A 17,917-nucleotide genomic window follows, 5' to 3' on the forward strand; every position below is an offset into this window, starting at 1 on the left:
CTATTCGGTTTTGCCGATTTCGCCGAGCAGCTTCTCAATATGACTTCCGTAAGCAACGGATTCGTCAATCTTGAAGATCAGCTCAGGAGTATGGCGCAGGCGGATTGCTTTGCCAAGCTCCGAGCGGAGAAAGCCGTTAGCTTTCTCAATCGCCTTGAGCGAGTCTGACTTCTGCTCCTCGTCCCCGAATACGCTCAGGTATACCTTGGCCTGTGACAAATCGTTTGTCACATCTACGCCAGTTACAGTTACGAACCCGACGCGCGGGTCCTTTAGTCCGCTTTGGATGAGCTGGCTCAGTTCTTTCTTAATCTGTTCGCCAACCCGTCCGGCTCTGATTTTAGACATCTATATTCACCTCTTCGCTTAGCGCTCTACCGTTTCCATAATGAACGCTTCGATAATGTCGCCTTCAACGACATCATTATAGCGTTCCAAAGTTATGCCGCATTCATAACCCTGCGCCACTTCTTTGGCATCATCTTTGAAACGTTTCAAGGTGTCGATCTTGCCTGTGAAGACAACGATACCGCTGCGGATCAGGCGCATTTCAGCGTTGCGGGCAATTTTGCCGGAAGTAACCATACAACCTGCGATGGTACCCACTTTGCTGATTTTGAACACATTGCGCACTTCAGCATGGCCGATAACATTCTCTTTGTAGATGGGATCAAGCATCCCCTTCATGGCACTTTCAATTTCTTCGATTACATTGTAGATGATGTTATGCAGACGCACATCCACTTTCTCCTGCTCTGCTGCAGCTTTCGTCTGGGTGTCCGGACGAACATTGAAGCCGATAACAATAGCGTTGGATGCTGCTGCCAAAGTAATGTCGGATTCCGTAATCGCTCCGGCACCGCTGTGAAGGATCTTCACGCGAACACCTTCAACCTCGATCTTGGCCAGGGAGCCTTTCAGCGCCTCTACCGAACCTTGTACGTCACCCTTGATAATCACGTTGAGATCTTTGATCTCTCCGTCCTTGATGTGCTTGAACAGATCATCCAATGTTACACGGGTGTTCGTGTTCAGCTCAGACTGGCGCTGCGTAGTCGAACGTCTGTCCGCAATCGCACGGGCCTTGCGCTCATCTTCAAAGGCCATAAACGGATCGCCCGCCTGCGGCACTTCAGTCAAACCGGTAATTTCCACTGGTGTGGAAGGTCCTGCTTCTTTGATCTTGCGTCCCTTGTCATTGACCATGGCACGTACGCGTCCGAAGCAGTTACCTGCTACAAAGGCATCGCCGACTTTCAGCGTACCGTTCTGTACGAGAATACGGGCAACCGGTCCACGGTTTTTGTCAAGCTCAGCTTCAATAACAGTACCGCGTGCCCGTTTGTCCGGGTTCGCTTTGTACTCATTTACTTCAGCAACGAGCAGAATCATTTCCAGCAGCTCTTCCAGGTTGATGCGCTGTTTGGCCGACAGATTGACGAAGATTGTATCGCCGCCCCACTCTTCCGGAACCAGCTCATAGCTTGTAAGCTCCTGCTTCACTTTGTCAGGGTCCGCACCTGGCTTGTCGATCTTGTTAACTGCAACAATGATCGGAAGTCCGGCTGCCTTGGCATGGTTGATCGCTTCTACCGTCTGCGGCATAACACCGTCATCGGCAGCTACAACGATAATCGTCATATCCGTAACCTGGGCACCACGGGCACGCATAGCGGTGAACGCTTCATGGCCCGGTGTATCAAGGAACGTGATTTTCTTGTGGTTGATTTCGACTTGGTACGCACCGATGTGCTGTGTAATTCCGCCTGCTTCTCCGCCAGTTACGTTCGTGGAACGGATGGCATCGAGCAAGGTTGTTTTACCATGGTCAACGTGACCCATGATTGTTACAACCGGTGGACGGGACTGCAGATCATCGTCGGAATCATTCTCTTCCACGGTTTCGAAGCTGTCTTCATCTACCGGGATCTTCACTTCTACTTCTACACCGAACTCGCCGGCCAGAAGCAGGATTGTGTCGATATCAAGCTCCTGATTGATCGTGGCCATAACGCCCATCGAGATCAGCTTCTTAATCACTTCCGAAGCATCCTTGTGAAGCAGCTTCGCGGTTTCACCAACCGTCATGCTGCCGCGGACAATAATCTTCTTCGGTGTGTTGTCAATCTTCTCACGGTGTACCATCGGCTGGTTTCTGCCGCGGTTGTTCTTGCCGCCACGGCCGCGGAAGTTGCCGCCTTTGCCGTCATCAAAACGTTTCTGGCCGCTGTTATTGTTCGGTCTGCCGCCAGTAGCATTCTTCTTCGGACCTCTGTCACCGCCGCGGGAGAAATCTCCGCCTGCGTTGCCTTGACCCTGCGGGCGGTCGCCCGTGCGTGGTGCAGTACCTTGACCTTGTGGACGGTCACCTGTACGTGGTGCGCCGCCTTGACCTTGCGGACGGCTACCAGTGGTAGAACTGCCCTGCGGACGGCTGCCGCCGGTGGAGCTGCCTTGCGGGCGGCTGCCAGTGGTGGAGCTGCCTTGCGGACGGCTACCGCCGGTGGAGCTGCCTTGTGGACGGCTGCCAGTGGTGGAGCTGCCCTGCGGACGGCTGCCACCAGTGGAGCTGCCTTGCGGACGGCTGCCGCCGGTGGAGCTGCCTTGCGGGCGGCTGCCAGTGGTGGAGCTGCCTTGCGGGCGGCTGCCAGTGGTGGAGCTGCCTTGCGGGCGTGAATTTTGCGCTGTACCTGTTGTTTGTGTTCTGCGGGAATCTTGTCCGCTTTGGGGCCTTGGGGACGTCGTCGATTGGTTGTTGTTTTGGTTACTGTTCATACCTACCTGCTTTTCCGGTTGATTTTTGTTGGCATTCTGAGCACTTTGGGGTTCGGCTGTTACCGCGCCGGTGGTTACCGGACGGCTGCTGGTGCCGGTGTCCCGCTTGGCTGCAGCGTTTGACTTGATGTCCTTGAAGAATTGTTCAACTTTGTTCACGGAGCCATTCTCCATGACACTCATATGATTATTCACAGGGACATTCAAACGCTTCAGAATTGTAATGATTTCTTTACTGCTCATGTTCAGAGACTTCGCGTATTCATACACGCGCAGTTTATCCTTATTGTCTTCTTTAGTCAATAACTCCACCTCCGACAGTATCTCCAAGCGTTCTGGAGATCATTTCCGCGAATCCTTTATCCGTAACGGCCAGCACTACGCGCTGGTCTTTACCAATACTTGCACCGAGTTCATCCCGGTGAAATGCGATTACTAGTGGAATATCGTAGGTCCCGCACTTATCGCGGAACTTCTTTTGGGTATTATCTGAAGCGTCACCTGCCAGGACGACCAGCCTCGCCTCTGAAGACCGCACTGCCTTAAGCACAGCCTCGTCGCCGGTGACAATCTTGCCTGCTCTCATCGCAAGCCCTAAATAAGAAAGAGTCTTACTCATTGTCCTCACTATCCTTCGCTGCCAAAAATTGCTCCTCCACGGATGCAAAATCCCGGGCAAGCTGGGCATAGATTTCAGGACTCACTTGACATTTCAATGCTCGGTCAAGTGCTTTGGTCTTTTGTGCCAGCTTAAAGTATTCCAGTTTACCGCAGATATAAGCGCCACGGCCCGACTTCTTGCCCGTCAGGTCAATGAGCACCTCACCCTCAGGCGTTCTCACCACGCGAATCAGCTCTTTTTTGGGCATCATCTCTTGGCTGGCAACGCATTTGCGCAGCGGCACCTTTCTTTGCTTCATAGTAGCGCCTCCCGTCAGTCAGCAGATTCATTAATCGATGGAGACGGAATCCTGATGCATTTCATCATTAGAAGTTCTGGGTCTGCCGTATTCCTGCTCTGCCTGAGTCTCACTCTTGATATCAATTTTCCAGCCGGTCAGCTTAGCAGCAAGACGGGCATTCTGCCCCTTGATGCCGATCGCCAGCGACAATTGATAATCAGGAACGATGACACGCGCCATTTTCTCAGCTTCAAAGACCTGAACTTCAAGTACTTTGGACGGGCTGAGCGCATTGGCCACATACTCCTGCACAAGCTCGGAATACCGTACGATATCAATCTTCTCGCCGCGAAGTTCGGTTACGATGGTCTGAACACGTGTACCTCTTGGGCCTACGCAGGAACCAACGGGATCGACTTCGGGATTACGCGAGAACACGGCGATTTTGGAACGGAAGCCGGCTTCGCGGGCAACGGAACGAATCTCAACTACTCCGTCAAAAATCTCAGGTACTTCCAGCTCGAACAGACGCTTCAGCAGACCCGGATGACTGCGGGACAGCATGATCTGCGGTCCTTTGGTCGTATTCTCCACCTTGGTGATATAAGCCTTGATACGCTCGCTCTGCTTGAACTTCTCGCCCGGCATAAGCTCGCCCAGCGGCAGAACCGCCTCGATTTTACCAAGATCCACATAAATGTTGCGCATATCCTGACGCTGGACAAGGCCGGTAACAATATCATCTTCCTTGTCAATAAAAGCGTTATAGATAAGTCCGCGTTCCGCTTCGCGGATACGCTGTGTAACAACCTGCTTGGCAGTCTGGGCAGCAATGCGCCCGAAATCACGCGGTGTAACCTCGAGTTCGGCAATATCCTCCAGCTGGAAATGCGGATTGATCTCCCGGGCTCCCGGCAGAGAAATCTCTGTCCGTGAGTCCAGAACCTCCTCCACAATCAGCTTGCGGGCAAAAACCTTGATTACGCCTGTGTTGCGGTTCATATCCACACGCACATTCTGCGCCGCATTGAAATTGCGTTTATAGCTGGAGATCAGCGCAGCTTCGATGGCTTCAAACAGCACATCCTTGCTGATGCCTTTCTCCCTTTCCAGTTCATTCATAGCTTCGATAAACTCCATACTCATGAAATTCCGGTCCCCCTTTCAAGACGTTAAAAAATAATGGCCAATCTCGCACTGGCGACCTTGGCGTACGGTACTAGATGTTCTTTTTTGCCCGCGGAGATGAGCAGTTCCTCGTTCTCGAACGAGAGCAAACGACCTTCGAATTCTTTGAGTCCTTGAATCGGCTCATACACCGTTACATATACATCCTTGCCAACCGCTTTGGCAACATCCGCAGCTTTCTTGAGCGGACGTTCAGCTCCGGGCGAGGAAACCTCAAGGAAATAAGCTTCGGGAAACGGATCATTCTCATCCAGCTTCTGGCTGATATATTCGCTGATGGTGCCGCAGTCATCGATATCGATGCCGCCTTCTTTATCTACGAATACGCGCAGGAACCAATTGGAGCCTTCTTTCACGTATTCAACGTCCACCAGTTCGAAACCATTGTCCTCGAGATAGGACCCAAGCAGCTGCTCTACCGTCTGTTTAATTTTGGATTTGGGTGTGCTCAAAAGAAGATTACCTCCACGAACTTGTCTTTTGCTATATACCAAAGATAAAGAGTGGGTTTCCCCACTCTTTACACAACGGACTTATCTCATTATTACCAAAAAAATTATACCATAGTGAGTCTGCACTGACAAGTACCAGCCCTTGACTCCCTTATTTCAAAGCATGATTTGCAGCGAAATTTAGAATAATGACAGCTGGTTGCTCTCCGGCAGACCGCGGAAGCAGCCCATTCCGTTCAGCAGCTCAATCACCGTTTTACTGGCTTTGGATTTCTGCTGGAAGTCCTCAATGGAGAGGAATTCGCCGGCATCCTTGGCTGCCGCAATATTGATCGCGGCATTGTCACCAATACCCGCAAGCGAAGAGAACGGCGGAATCAGGCTGGTGCCGTCAACCGTGAATTTGGTGGCATCGGAACGGTACAGATCGATATTTTTGAAGGTGAAGCCGCGGGCAGTCATCTCCAGTGCCATTTCCAGAACCGGAAGCATCGCTTTTTCCTTCGGCAGCGCCTGGAAGCCTTTTTGCTCGATCTCTACGATCTGGCGCCCAATAGCCTCATATCCCTTGCAGCAGAGATCAATATCAAAATCAGCGGCACGGACAGAGAAGTAAGTCGCATAATATTCAATCGGATAATACAGCTTGAAGAAGGCGGTCCGCACTGCAGAGATGACATACGCTGCCGCATGCGCCTTCGGGAACATGTACTGGATTTTGAGACAGGAATCAATGTACCACTGCGGCACCTTGCATTTCTTCATCTCTTCGATCCACTCGGCAGGAAGCCCCTTCCCTTTACGCACACTTTCCGTAATTTTGAAGGCCAGGCTGGCATCCATATCGGCCTTATAAATCAGGTAGAGCATGATATCATCACGGCAGCCGATAACCGTCTTGATGTTGCAGGTATTGTTCTTGATGAGCTCCTGGGCATTCCCCAGCCACACGCCGGTCCCGTGGGACAAGCCTGAAATCTGCAGCAAGTCGGCAAAGCTGGAAGGCTTGGCTTCTACGAGCATCTGGCGGACAAACTTCGTCCCCATTTCCGGCACTCCGTAGGTGGCTACAGGGGTCCGGATCTGATCCGGTCTTACCCCGAGCGCATCTGTGGAGTTGAACATGCTCATCACCTTCGGATCATTCATCGGAATGGTGGTCGGGTCCACGCCGGTCAGATCCTGCAGCATGCGCATCATGGTCGGATCATCATGGCCCAGAATATCGAGCTTCAGCAGGTTGGCATCGAAGGCATGATAGTCAAAATGGGTTGTTTTCCACTCTGCCGTAACATCATCCGCCGGGAACTGCACCGGGGTAATATCTTCAATCTCCATATAATCCGGCAAAACAACGATACCGCCGGGATGCTGCCCCGTACTGCGCTTCACACCCGTGCAGCCGGCCGCCAGACGGCCTATCTCGGCTCCGCGCCAGCGTTTCTGGTGATGCTCTTCATATTTCTTCGTGAACCCGAAGGCGGTCTTCTCAGCTACTGTACCGATGGTGCCTGCCCGGAATACATTGTCAGGTCCAAACATCGTTTTGGTAAAATTGTGGGCATTCGGCTGATACTCCCCGGAGAAGTTAAGGTCGATATCGGGAACCTTATCCCCCTTGAAGCCCAGGAACGTCTCAAACGGGATATCCTGGCCTTCCCCCTTCAGGTTACCGCCGCAGTCCGGACAGGCCTTGTCCGGCAGGTCGAAACCGCTCGGCACGCTGCCGTCAAGGAACCATTCACTATGCCTGCACTCCGAATTCGTGCAGATATAGTGGGCCGGCAGCGGATTAACCTCAGAAATACCAAGGAAGGTTGCAACAACGGACGAGCCTACCGATCCACGGGAGCCGACGAGATATCCATCCTGATTCGACTTTTTAACGAGCCGTTCCGAGATCAGATAGTTGGCAGAGAAGCCGTATTTGATAATCGGCGCGAGTTCCTTTTCCAGACGGGCTACTACAACCTCCGGCAATTCCTCACCGTAAATTGATTTGGCTGTCTCATAGCAGGTATTGCGGATCTCATCATCCGCTCCATCAATAATCGGGGTGAACAGCTCGCTCGGGAACAGATCATATTCCTCAAAACGTTCGGCCAGCTCCACGGTATTGGTGACCACGACCTCCATCGCTTTTTCCGGGCCCAGGAACTCAAATTCCGTAAGCATTTCCTCGGTGGTCCTGAAATGGGCATCTGGTTTGCGCTGGTCCTTAAGCGGACTGAAGCCGGTAATCCCGTGAATGGTAATATCACGGAACAGCTTGTCACGCGGCTCCAGGTAATGCACGTTGCCGGTGGCAATGACCGGCTTGTTCATCTGGTCGCCGATTTCACATATCTTGCGCACAACACCGCGTAAATCCTCGGCGCTGGCCACGAAGCCTTTATCCACCAGATGCATGTACATGGTCAGCGGCTGAATCTCCAGAACATCATAGAACTGGGCGACCTCAATGGCCTCCTCCACCGTCTTGTTCAGCACCGCTTCAAAAAACTCGCCGCGCTCACAGCCGGAGATGACAATCAGCCCGTCCCGGTGTTCCTCAAGCTTCGATTTGGGGATACAGGGTACCCGTTTATAATACTCCGTGTGCGACATGGAGATCAGCTTGTAGAGATTCTTTTTGCCGGTCGGATTCAGTGCATAAATGCCACAGTGAAACGGCCGTACATTCGAGAGGTCATTGCCTACATAATCATTCAGCCGTTCCAGCCGGGTTAACCCTTTCATCTTCTCCGCATCCGCGAGCAATCCATTGAGGATACCACCCAGGGCAATCGTATCGTCCACCGCCCGGTGATGGCTCTCCAGCAGCACTTTGTACTTGTCAGCGAGTGTATTGAGCCGGTGGTTCTTCATGGTCGGGAAGAGCAAACGCGCAAGCTCCAGCGTATCCAGCGAAGGATTCGGCAGCGGCGGCTGGCCCAGCTTCTTCAGGGAAGCTTGAATGAACCCCATATCAAACCGTGCATTATGGGCTACCAGAATGCTGTCACCAACAAACTGGACAAACTCCTTAAGTACAGGTTCCAGATCAGGAGCGTCTTTGACCATTTCATCGGTAATGTTGGTCAGCTGCTGGATATGGTAGGGAATTTTTTCATGCGGATTAACGAAGGTTGTATAACGATCCAGCTCTTTGCCTTCGCACATTTTAATTGCTGCAAGCTCTGTAATATTGTTGCGCGTGATCGACAGACCGGTGGTTTCGATGTCAAATACGACATAGGTTGCTGTTTTGAGCTCCAGGGGCTGTGCATTCTCCACGATGTTTACTGCATCATTTACAACGTTGGCTTCCACACCATAGAGCATTTTGAGCTTATGCTTATGTGCGGCATGGTTCGCATCCGGGAAGCTCTGGACATTACCGTGATCCGTAACAGCCAGTGCCGGGTGTCCCCATTTCGCAGCGGTTTTGACATAATCGGTGATGGTTGCCACTGCATCCATCGTACTCATTGTGGTATGCAGATGGAATTCCACCCGCTTCTGCTTGGCATTGTCCTTACGTGCAGGCGGTGCAGAGACTTCCGACAAATCCGACGGGATCATCACCAGTTCCGGAATTTGCATGAAGCGGTCATATTCAACTTTGCCGCGTGCCCGTACCCACTTACCGTTGGCCAGCTGCCCCATCACTTTCAGGTCTTCCTTGGTCTTCGCAAACATCTTCATCTGCAGAGAGTCGGTGAAGTCGGTGATGCAGAAGGTATACAGTGTGTTGCCGTTACGCAGCTCTTTGGTGTCGAGTCCAAAAATCGTGCCTTGAATCGTAATCTTCTTCTCTTCATCCTGGATGTCCAGAATCGATACGGCCTGTTCTTTGATCTCATATCCGATCTGAAGCTTAATTACCTCATTCGGATCACCGGGTTCCTCGGGCTCGTCCGGTTCACTGGCCATCATCATCATCTCAACCAGTTCACGCTGCTCCTGCTGGAGCTTCTGCTGGAATTCTTCGTAGGCATCCGCTTTGTTCTCATTCTCGGCAATCTGCAGCTTCACCTTAAGGGTAAGCCCGAAATATTTATCATAATATTTAATAATGGCTGCTTCGATGCCCTTTTTACGGGCCAGTTCAAGAGACATGGAATCGCTCAGGCTAAGCAAAAGCGTACCGTCCTGCAGATCCTGACTGGAGCGCGTCAGCCATCCGTTAACGGATGGGATCTCACGCTGGACCCACTCGAGGAACATTCCCCAGTACTCCTGTACAATATCCGCTCTGTTGATTGTGTCATCATATAGGAACAAGAAGCTGACTTTGGCAATATGCTGCAGCTTCTCACGCATTCTAAGGACAAAGGTCCGGTAGGTCTGGGCCGGAACCAGGCTGTCTTTCGCAATTACAATATGCCAGTCACGGTTACCGCGGCTGATTTCCACACGCTCGATCTGCCCGTCCAAAAAGTAGGGATCAATGATGGCCGGCGGAATTTCCCCCTGCTTCATTAACAGCTCGAACCTTTTTCTTCTCTCCACGCTTAGCTCCATGGTTTCCCCACCTAACTCGGCAATAATTAGCTATACCCATACCATAATTCTATTATAGTAAGAAAAGCTTCCGGTTCAAAAAGCATTGGGTAATTGCGGCCCGCCGACTCCTCTCGCCAGAAGCTAATATAAAGGATCAAATAAAAATTGAAGTTGCCGCTTCCGCTTAATACGCTTTGGCGAATACAACTGTATGCAGGGCCGGCTCACCGCAGCAAATACAAGTCTCTTTCGTTTCGGACGGATTGAACGGAATATTACGGCTGCCTGCGCCTGTTTCTTCCTTCACCTTGGATTCACATTCCTCCGAGCCGCACCAGCCTGCAAGTGCAAAGCCGCGCTTCTCTTCCATGGATTCCTTCATTTGCTCTAGGGTATCTACAGAATAGAAATGATCCTCACGGAACTTCAGAGCCCGCTCGAACATTTCCTGGTGAACCTGCTCCAGCATAGCCTTCACTTCTTCAACCAGATTCTCCTGCTGGATAATCTTCTTCTCTCCGCTGATCCGGGATACGATTACGCAGACTCCGTTCTCCATATCACGCGGTCCAAGCTCCAGACGTACCGGTACACCGCGCATTTCGTATTCATTGAACTTCCAGCCCGGTGTAACATCAGCGCGGTCGTCAACACGTACGCGGATTCCGGCACTCTTCAGCTCTTTGAACAGCTCATCTGTGCGCCCGATCACTGCTTCGCGGGTCTTAGGCGGCCCGATCGGAATCATAATGACCTGAGTAGGCGCTACCTTCGGCGGCAAAGCCAGTCCGCGGTCATCCCCATGCACCATGATCAGTGAGCCGATTAGACGTGTGGTAGAGCCCCATGAGGTTGTATGTGCATATTCAAGTACATTATCACGGCTTAAGTATTGGATATCAAAGGCAACTGCGAACTTGGTACCCAGATAATGCGAGGTAGCTGCCTGCACAGCCCGTCCATCTTTCATCATTGCTTCAATGGAATACGTATCTACCGCACCGGCGAACCGCTCGGATGGTGTCTTCTGTCCGGTAACCACCGGAATCGCCAGAAAAGTCTCTACGAAATCACGGTAGTTATCCAGCATCTTCATCGTTTCTTCACGCGCTTCCGTCTCATTCTCATGCGCGGTATGGCCTTCCTGCCAGAGGAATTCCGTAGTACGGATGAACGGCAGTGTACGCTTTTCCCAGCGGACTACATTAGCCCATTGATTAATCAGCACCGGAAGGTCACGGTAGGACTGAATCCATTTGGAATACATGTGGCCGAACATAGTCTCGGAAGTAGGACGGATTGCCAGACGTTCTTCCAGCACATCGCCTCCAGCCTCAGTCACCCAAGGCAGCTCCGGATTGAAGCCTTCAACATGTTCTTTCTCCTTCTGGAAAAAGCTCTCCGGAATAAACAGCGGGAAGTAGGCATTGCGGTGTCCGGTTTCCTTGAGGCGGCGGTTCATCTCCTCCTGGATATGTTCCCAGATCTCGTAGCCGTCCGGTTTGAACACAATACAGCCGCGGACCGGAGAATAATCCATCAGGTCCGCTTTTTTGATCACATCAATATACCAGCGTGAGAAATCTTCGCCCTGCGGCGTGATTTCCGTAACGAACTGCTTGTCTTTTGCCATGTAAAGAGATCCTCCTAAATTCGCCCCGCAAAGCGCCGGATAAATAGTGAAGCTGTCAAGAGCTTTGCGGGGACCCCAAAAGAATGTAATGTGAACAAATCAGCCGCTTATGAGGCGTAATATATCATTATAAGTCACAGCAATCATCACCAGGAACAGCAGCGCAAAGCCTACGAAATGGACCATGCCTTCGCGGTTCGGGTCCACCGGCTTACCGCGCAGCGCCTCCACGCCGAGAAACACGAGCCGGCTTCCGTCAAGTGCAGGAATCGGCAGCAGATTGAAGATCCCGAGATACAGGCTGAGAATAGCCGCCCAATAAGTCAAATACTGAATCCCCTGCTGGGCAATCTGCCCGGTCAGCTGGAAGGTTCCCACGGGTCCGGAGATATCATCCATATTGAACTTGTTGATCAGCTGCTTGAAGCCGATGAAGATCAGCTTCGTGGTATCCACCATGGCAGTTCCTGACTTGGTGATAGTCTCACCAACCCCGGCCTTGCGAGTAGGAAGCTCCGGAGTGATCCCGACTTTGCCGCCTTCCTCCCCTTCCATACTGCGGGGAATCATAGCTACATTAAGCGTTTCATCGCCGCGCTGCAGTGTCCATTTCATCTCTTTGCCTTTGGACGCGGAGGTGAGCGAGATCATCTTCTGGTAATCTCCACCGATAGTTTCGCCGTTAACGGCTACGACAATGTCGCCTTTCTGCAGACCGGCTTCCTGAGCCGGCATTCCTTCGCTTACATCGCCGATCTTCACATAGGTCGGATTCTCCACCTGGATGCCGGCCATTTGCAGATGAAGTGCGAACAGCACAAACGCCAGAATGAAGTTCATCACCGGACCGGCCAAAATCGCCACTGCGCGCTGGCCTACGCTTTTACTGCCGAACTGGCGGTCTTTGGGCGCGATCTGCGTCTGCTGGCTTCCCTTAATCATCATCGCCTGCGGATGTACGTCGTATGTGGTTACTTCACCATCCACGTCCAGACGGATTTTCAGCTCATTCTCAAGATCCGTGAATTGCGCTTCACCGCGGATAACATTTCGGCGTGTATCCAGTGAATCCAGGTAAATATTCTTCACCTTATTATCCTGGCCCAGTCTGACCGCAATGGTCTGTCCGGGACCAATCTCAATCATTTCCGGATCCTCGCCGGCCATCCGGGCATATCCCCCAAACGGCAGCAGGCGAAGCGTGAACTGGGTTTCATTGCGTTTATAAGAAAACAGTTTCGGACCGAAACCGATAGCAAATTCCCTCACAAGAATTCCGGCGCGTTTGGCAAAATAATAATGTCCCCATTCATGGACGGTCACCAGAACAAAGAACATAAATACCGTCAAAAAAACGACTCTTACCATCTCCATTGCGAAACATTCCCCCCTTTAGGTGTAAGACCGAAGTATGTCCTCTTAATTTATCATTATTCCAAGGTAAGGCACAAGAGAATCAACAGTCCACCCCTATTTTTCAGGGCATAACAAATATTTCCGGAATACAAAATGTGCATTGTCCGCTTACAGCACAGCCGCAAGTTCCCGGGTCACCGTATCACAGTGCTGAATCTGCTCCAGATTCGGATGAGCCGCATTCTCATGGCGCTGAAGGACTTCATCAATAATCTCGTCAATCCGCAGAAACGGAATCTCTCCGCGCAGGAAACGGGCAACGGCAATCTCATTCGCTGCATTGAAGGCGGTTGTAGCCGTACCTCCCATGGTGCCGCAGTCGATAGCCAGCTTCAAGGCCGGGAACCGCTCGTAGTCCATCTCACGGAAAGTGAGACTGGCCACTTTGGCCAGCGACAGCCGCTCAGCAGGCGACTGCCAGCGGTCCGGATAAGTGAGCGCATATTGAATCGGAACCCGCATATCCGGCGTTCCCAGCTGCGCGATGATACTGCTGTCACGGAATTCCACATAGGAGTGAATAATGCTCTCCGGATGCAGCAGCACATTAATCTGTTCATACGGGAGGGCAAATAGATGATGCGCTTCGATAACTTCCAGCCCTTTGTTAACCATGGTTGCCGAATCAATCGTAATCTTAGCCCCCATGCTCCAGTTCGGGTGGCGCAGCGCATCCTCTACAGTAACATTCTTAAGCTGTGCTCGCGTATAATCACGGAAAGATCCTCCGGATGCTGTGATGGTAATCGAGGCCACATCTTCGCGGTTCTCACCGTTTAAGCATTGAAAAATGGCTGAATGCTCGCTGTCAACCGGCAGCAGCTTAACGCCTTTGCGGCCCGCCAGCTCCGTAACCAGGTGTCCGGCGGTAACCAGCGTTTCCTTGTTGGCGAGTCCAATATGTCTACCGGCTTCAATAGCCGCCATTGTAGACTGCAGCCCCACGCTGCCCACAAGGGCAGTCACAACCGTCTCAGCGTCACCGCCGGCGGCAATCTCCACCAGACCTTCACGTCCGCTGTAGAGCTCTACGCCGGCAGGCAGACTGGATCTGATCTCCGCAGCAAGCTCCGGTGTAGACACAGAAACACGGCGCGGATGGAAGCGGTGGACCTGCTCCATGAGCAGCCGGGTATTCGATCCCGCTGCCAGCCCGTCCACTACAAAGGCTTCCGGATGCATGGCCACGACATCGAGTGTCTGGGTGCCGACGGAACCCGTAGAGCCGAGAATACTGATTCTTTTCACAGTTGAAACCTTCTTCCTGTCGTTAATAGTAAGGCATCAGCATTACGATATGTACGAAAGGAAATACGATAATCCAGCTGTCACAGCGGTCCAGGATGCCTCCATGACCAGGCAGCAACGAGCCTGAATCCTTAATACCGTACACCCGTTTATAAGCAGACTGTACAAGATCTCCGAGCTGACCCAGAACGGCGCAGGAAACCCCGATAAGCAGTGCGCGTCCGATTGTCAGCAGATCAGGAACCAAAAGGGCAAAAACAATAGATAACACGGCTGAGATTACTACTCCGCCAAGGGCACCTTCGATAGTTTTATTAGGACTAATCGCTGGCCAGAGCTTATTGCGTCCGAAGCTTCGGCCGACAAAATACGCTCCGGCATCACTTCCCCAGATGCAGCACAGCAGCAGAAACGTCCAGAGAAGCCCATGTCCATCTCCCGCACCGCGGGCGATAGCCATATAAGAGAAGCCCATCCCTATGTATACAATGCCGGTGAACATCAAAGCGGTGATCTTAATATCCAGCTTGTTCTTGCTGAAGACCGTAACCAGCAGGAATAACAGCATGAGCAGCCAGATTCCCTGCTCCCACGATAATAACTCGGAAGTCCCCAGCAGATTCCAGGGGATCATGAAGCATACTACGGACGCATAGCCAAGTACAGCAGTCCCTCCGAAGGTTGCTGTACCTGTCATTTTTACAAATTCATAATAGCCGATGAGGGCCATGGCAGTCAGCAACAGCTGATACGGCCAGCCTCCCAAAAAGCACAAGCCCAAAAACAAGGCTCCGGCAACAATTCCGGTAATCAATCGCTGCTTCAAAGATTCCCATCTCCCATCAGGCTACTTCAATCCACCATAACGGCGTGTGCGGCGCTGATATTCCGCCACAGCCTGCATCAGATGCGTCTTGTCAAACTCCGGCCAGTACACATCTGTAAACCATAATTCACTGTAGGCAATCTGCCAGAGCATAAAGTTACTGAGGCGCATTTCGCCGCTCGTACGGATCAGCAGATCAGGGTCAGGCAGTCCGCCGGATAAAAGTCTGCTGTCTATCAGTGCTGAAGTAATCTCATCAGGCGTCAGAATACCTGCCTGGATATCCTTGCCCAAGCCGCGCATACAGTCTTCAATCTCTTTACGGCCACCGTAGTTCAGCGCAAAATTAAGTATAAGTCCGGTATTCCCTTCGGTCCGGGCAACCGCTTCTTCCATAGCCCTGCGGGTATGGGAAGGCAAAGCCTCGGTATCCCCCATTACACGTACCTGTACATTCTTCTCAATCAGTTCATCCAGTTCAATGGCCAGAAATTCCACAGGCAAGCGCATCAGGAAATCAACCTCATCCTTCGGCCGCTTCCAGTTCTCCGTGGAGAAAGCGTACATGGTCAAGAACTCTACTCCCAGGTCATTCGCCGCGATTGTCGCACGTTTGACCGCCTTCATCCCGTTCTGATGGCCCACAATACGGGGCAAGCCGCGCCGTTTCGCCCAGCGTCCGTTGCCATCCATAATTACAGCTACATGCCGGGGAATATTATCCGGTGAAATCTCGACTGGCTCCTGCCTGTCTTTACGGCTCAGCCATTCTTGAATCCGTTTGATCATTTCCGTTTCCTCCAAGCTCTTATCAGAAAGAGACAAACCCCACCATAGACGGAGGGGCCTGAAGTCTCTTGAATTTCATTATACTTCCATAATCTCTTTTTCTTTGGACAAGAGCACTTTATCGACTTCAGCTATGAACTTATCCGTTGATTTCTGGATATCTTCCTGATGTCCATGTGATTCGTCTTCCGAAATGCCGTTCTTCTCCATCTTCTTGATATCATCATTCGCATCGCGGCGGATGTTACGGATGGCTACCTTCGCTTCTTCTCCGAACTTCTTGGTGAACTTTACAAGCTCGCCGCGGCGTTCTTCAGTAAGCGGTGGAATGGACAAACGGATGATTGTACCGTCATTGGCAGGTGTAATCCCGATATCAGACTTCATAATCGCCCGCTCGATGTCAGACATCGATGTTTTGTCCCACGGCTGGATCAGCAGTGTCCGGGAATCAGGTGTGCTGATGTTAGCCAGCTGATTAAGAGGAGTCGGAGCACCGTAGTATTCCACTTGAATGCGATCCAGCAGTGACGTCGAAGCACGTCCTGCCCGCAGCGTAGCCAAATCGCGTTTTAGCGACAAAATCGCTTTTTCCATACGCTCTTCGGCATTTTTCTTCACCGATTGTGGCATTAATTTACACTCCCTTTAACAATCGTCCCGATCTTTTCGCCGAGAACGACACGTTTAATATTGCCTTGCTCTGTAATAGCAAACACAATGAGCGGTATATTATTATCCATGCAGAGAGAGGAAGCGGTGGAATCCATAACACCCAGGTTCTTGTTCAGAATATCCATGTAAGTAAGCTGCTCGTATTTCACGGCAGTGCTGTCCTTGAACGGATCCGCGGAATAGACACCATCTACCTTGTTCTTCGCCATCAGAATCACTTCGGCTTCAATCTCGGCCGCTCTCAGCGCTGCCGTTGTATCAGTCGAGAAGAACGGATTCCCTGTTCCTGCGGCAAAAATAACTACACGGCCCTTTTCCAGATGCCGGATTGCCCGGCGGCGGATATAAGGCTCAGCAATTTGCTGCATGGCAATGGAGGTCTGAACCCGTGTAGGAACATCGATCTGCTCCAGGGCATCCTGCAGTGCCAGCGAGTTCATGACGGTTGCCAGCATTCCCATATAATCCGCTGTCGCACGGTCTATGCCGCTTGCACTTCCCGCGATTCCGCGCCAGATGTTACCTCCGCCGCACACAATGGCAACCTGAACTCCAAGCTCAACGACTTCCTTGACCTGCTCCGCGATGGAGATGATCGTTTCGGCATCGATGCCATAGCCATTCTGTCCGGCAAGTGATTCACCGCTAACCTTAAGGACTACTCTCTTAAATACCGGCTGTTCCAATTGTATACCCTCACTTTCTTACAAAAGACGGAACACTACGTGATATGTGTTCCGCTCTTTTGATGCTTGCCTTTATTCAGTTCTTATTACAAAATGCTTCTCAGCTATTATTGGTTCACTTGTGCCATTACTTCTTCAACAAAGTTATCGACTTTCTTCTCAAGACCTTCACCCAGCTCGTAACGAACGAAACGGCGGATGGAGATGTTTTCGCCAATAGTGCTGATTTTTTCGTTCAGCAATTGGGAAATAGTCTTGTCTGGGTCTTTAACGAAAGGCTGTTCAAGCAGGCAATATTCTTCATAGAACTTGCTGATGCGGCCTTCAACCATTTTTTCAACGATTTTTTCAGGCTTGCCTTCGTTCAGCGCCTGGTTCTTAAGAATTTCTTTTTCTTTCTCAACATCTGCAGCCGGCACTTCTTCACGGCGAACATACAGCGGGTTCGCTGCTGCGATTTGCATTGCGATATCACGTGCGAAATCTTTGAAGGAATCTGTTTTACCTACGAAGTCAGTTTCGCAGTTGATTTCTACCAGAACGCCGATACGGCCGCCAGCGTGGATGTAAGATTCTACTGTACCTTCAGTAGCGATACGTCCAGCTTTGTTAGCTGCTGCGGACAGACCTTTTTCACGAAGCAATTCAGCTGCTTTTGTGATATCGTTGTTTGCTTCTTCAAGTGCCTTTTTACAATCGAGCATTCCTGCTCCTGTTCTTTCACGAAGTTCCTTTACTGCCTTTGCATCTACTGCCATTGTTATTCCCTCCAGATAATTGTCGTTGTCATACGCGGGCTCAAGGCCCATTATCCTAAAAAAAGGGCAGTGAGAGGTTAT

Annotated in this window: 15 protein-coding genes; all 15 read right to left on the minus strand. The window is 51.4% G+C overall.

What is annotated here, in order from left to right:
* Positions 1-348, minus strand: coding sequence for a 30S ribosome-binding factor RbfA (gene rbfA / locus GC101_RS03250; RefSeq protein WP_039294844.1), 348 nt, complete (start codon positions 346-348; stop codon positions 1-3).
* Between the two features lie 18 nt (positions 349-366).
* Complete coding sequence (infB, locus tag GC101_RS03255; RefSeq protein ID WP_171716068.1) at positions 367-3,078, minus strand: translation initiation factor IF-2; 2,712 nt, start codon at positions 3,076-3,078, stop codon at positions 367-369.
* On the minus strand, positions 3,071-3,394 hold the full coding sequence (locus GC101_RS03260; RefSeq protein ID WP_039295273.1) for a YlxQ family RNA-binding protein: 324 nt from the start codon (positions 3,392-3,394) through the stop codon (positions 3,071-3,073). Before GC101_RS03260 ends, infB begins: the two co-directional genes overlap by 8 nt.
* Positions 3,387-3,695 (minus strand): RNase P modulator RnpM, encoded by a 309-nt coding sequence (gene rnpM, locus GC101_RS03265; protein WP_036692616.1) that lies wholly within the window; start codon positions 3,693-3,695, stop codon positions 3,387-3,389. Before rnpM ends, GC101_RS03260 begins: the two co-directional genes overlap by 8 nt.
* 30 nt (positions 3,696-3,725) lie before the next feature.
* Positions 3,726-4,823 carry a transcription termination factor NusA gene (nusA, locus tag GC101_RS03270; RefSeq protein WP_039295270.1) on the minus strand — a complete coding sequence of 366 codons (1,098 nt, stop codon included), beginning with the start codon at positions 4,821-4,823 and terminating at the stop codon, positions 3,726-3,728.
* A 26-nt stretch (positions 4,824-4,849) separates the two neighbouring features.
* The gene (rimP, locus tag GC101_RS03275; protein ID WP_171716069.1) at positions 4,850-5,317 is read right to left on the minus strand and encodes a ribosome maturation factor RimP; all 468 of its coding nucleotides are present in this window, start codon (positions 5,315-5,317) and stop codon (positions 4,850-4,852) included.
* Positions 5,318-5,497: 180 nt separating this feature from the next.
* Positions 5,498-9,823, minus strand: coding sequence for a PolC-type DNA polymerase III (locus tag GC101_RS03280; protein WP_171716070.1), 4,326 nt, complete (start codon positions 9,821-9,823; stop codon positions 5,498-5,500).
* A gap of 166 nt (positions 9,824-9,989) precedes the next feature.
* Positions 9,990-11,438 (minus strand): proline--tRNA ligase, encoded by a 1,449-nt coding sequence (gene proS / locus GC101_RS03285; protein ID WP_076246925.1) that lies wholly within the window; start codon positions 11,436-11,438, stop codon positions 9,990-9,992.
* A 99-nt stretch (positions 11,439-11,537) separates the two neighbouring features.
* Positions 11,538-12,812, minus strand: coding sequence for an RIP metalloprotease RseP (gene rseP / locus GC101_RS03290; RefSeq protein ID WP_042138122.1), 1,275 nt, complete (start codon positions 12,810-12,812; stop codon positions 11,538-11,540).
* Between the two features lie 150 nt (positions 12,813-12,962).
* A complete protein-coding gene (locus tag GC101_RS03295; RefSeq protein WP_171716071.1) occupies positions 12,963-14,102 on the minus strand; it encodes a 1-deoxy-D-xylulose-5-phosphate reductoisomerase in 1,140 nt (379 codons plus the stop codon).
* A 22-nt stretch (positions 14,103-14,124) separates the two neighbouring features.
* A complete protein-coding gene (locus tag GC101_RS03300; protein ID WP_171716072.1) occupies positions 14,125-14,928 on the minus strand; it encodes a phosphatidate cytidylyltransferase in 804 nt (267 codons plus the stop codon).
* A gap of 21 nt (positions 14,929-14,949) precedes the next feature.
* Positions 14,950-15,717, minus strand: coding sequence for an undecaprenyl pyrophosphate synthase (gene uppS, locus GC101_RS03305; protein ID WP_039295253.1), 768 nt, complete (start codon positions 15,715-15,717; stop codon positions 14,950-14,952).
* Between the two features lie 78 nt (positions 15,718-15,795).
* Positions 15,796-16,350, minus strand: a complete 555-nt coding sequence (frr, locus tag GC101_RS03310) for a ribosome recycling factor (protein WP_039295250.1) — start codon at positions 16,348-16,350, stop codon at positions 15,796-15,798.
* Positions 16,350-17,078, minus strand: coding sequence for a UMP kinase (gene pyrH, locus GC101_RS03315; protein ID WP_039295247.1), 729 nt, complete (start codon positions 17,076-17,078; stop codon positions 16,350-16,352). The genes frr and pyrH overlap by 1 nt, the downstream gene beginning before the upstream one ends.
* A gap of 107 nt (positions 17,079-17,185) precedes the next feature.
* Entirely contained in the window at positions 17,186-17,836 is a 651-nt protein-coding gene (tsf, locus tag GC101_RS03320) for a translation elongation factor Ts (protein ID WP_039295244.1), read from the minus strand.
* Between the last annotated feature and the right edge of the window lie 81 nt (positions 17,837-17,917).

The organism is Paenibacillus phytohabitans (assembly GCF_013141775.1).
Lineage (GTDB): Bacteria > Bacillota > Bacilli > Paenibacillales > Paenibacillaceae > Paenibacillus_AQ > Paenibacillus_AQ phytohabitans.

Bases quoted from the DNA above. Each gene is read 5' to 3' on its own strand.
- rbfA (WP_039294844.1), bottom strand. From the start codon at position 348: ATGTCTAAAATCAGAGCCGGACGGGTTGGCGAACAGATTAAGAAAGAA.
- proS (WP_076246925.1), bottom strand. From the start codon at position 11,438: ATGGCAAAAGACAAGCAGTTCGTTACGGAAATCACGCCGCAGGGCGAA.
- frr (WP_039295250.1), bottom strand. From the start codon at position 16,350: ATGCCACAATCGGTGAAGAAAAATGCCGAAGAGCGTATGGAAAAAGCG.
- nusA (WP_039295270.1), bottom strand. From the start codon at position 4,823: ATGAGTATGGAGTTTATCGAAGCTATGAATGAACTGGAAAGGGAGAAA.
- GC101_RS03260 (WP_039295273.1), bottom strand. From the start codon at position 3,394: ATGAGTAAGACTCTTTCTTATTTAGGGCTTGCGATGAGAGCAGGCAAG.
- rseP (WP_042138122.1), bottom strand. From the start codon at position 12,812: ATGGAGATGGTAAGAGTCGTTTTTTTGACGGTATTTATGTTCTTTGTT.
- rnpM (WP_036692616.1), bottom strand. From the start codon at position 3,695: ATGAAGCAAAGAAAGGTGCCGCTGCGCAAATGCGTTGCCAGCCAAGAG.
- tsf (WP_039295244.1), bottom strand. From the start codon at position 17,836: ATGGCAGTAGATGCAAAGGCAGTAAAGGAACTTCGTGAAAGAACAGGA.
- uppS (WP_039295253.1), bottom strand. From the start codon at position 15,717: ATGATCAAACGGATTCAAGAATGGCTGAGCCGTAAAGACAGGCAGGAG.
- GC101_RS03280 (WP_171716070.1), bottom strand. From the start codon at position 9,823: ATGGAGCTAAGCGTGGAGAGAAGAAAAAGGTTCGAGCTGTTAATGAAG.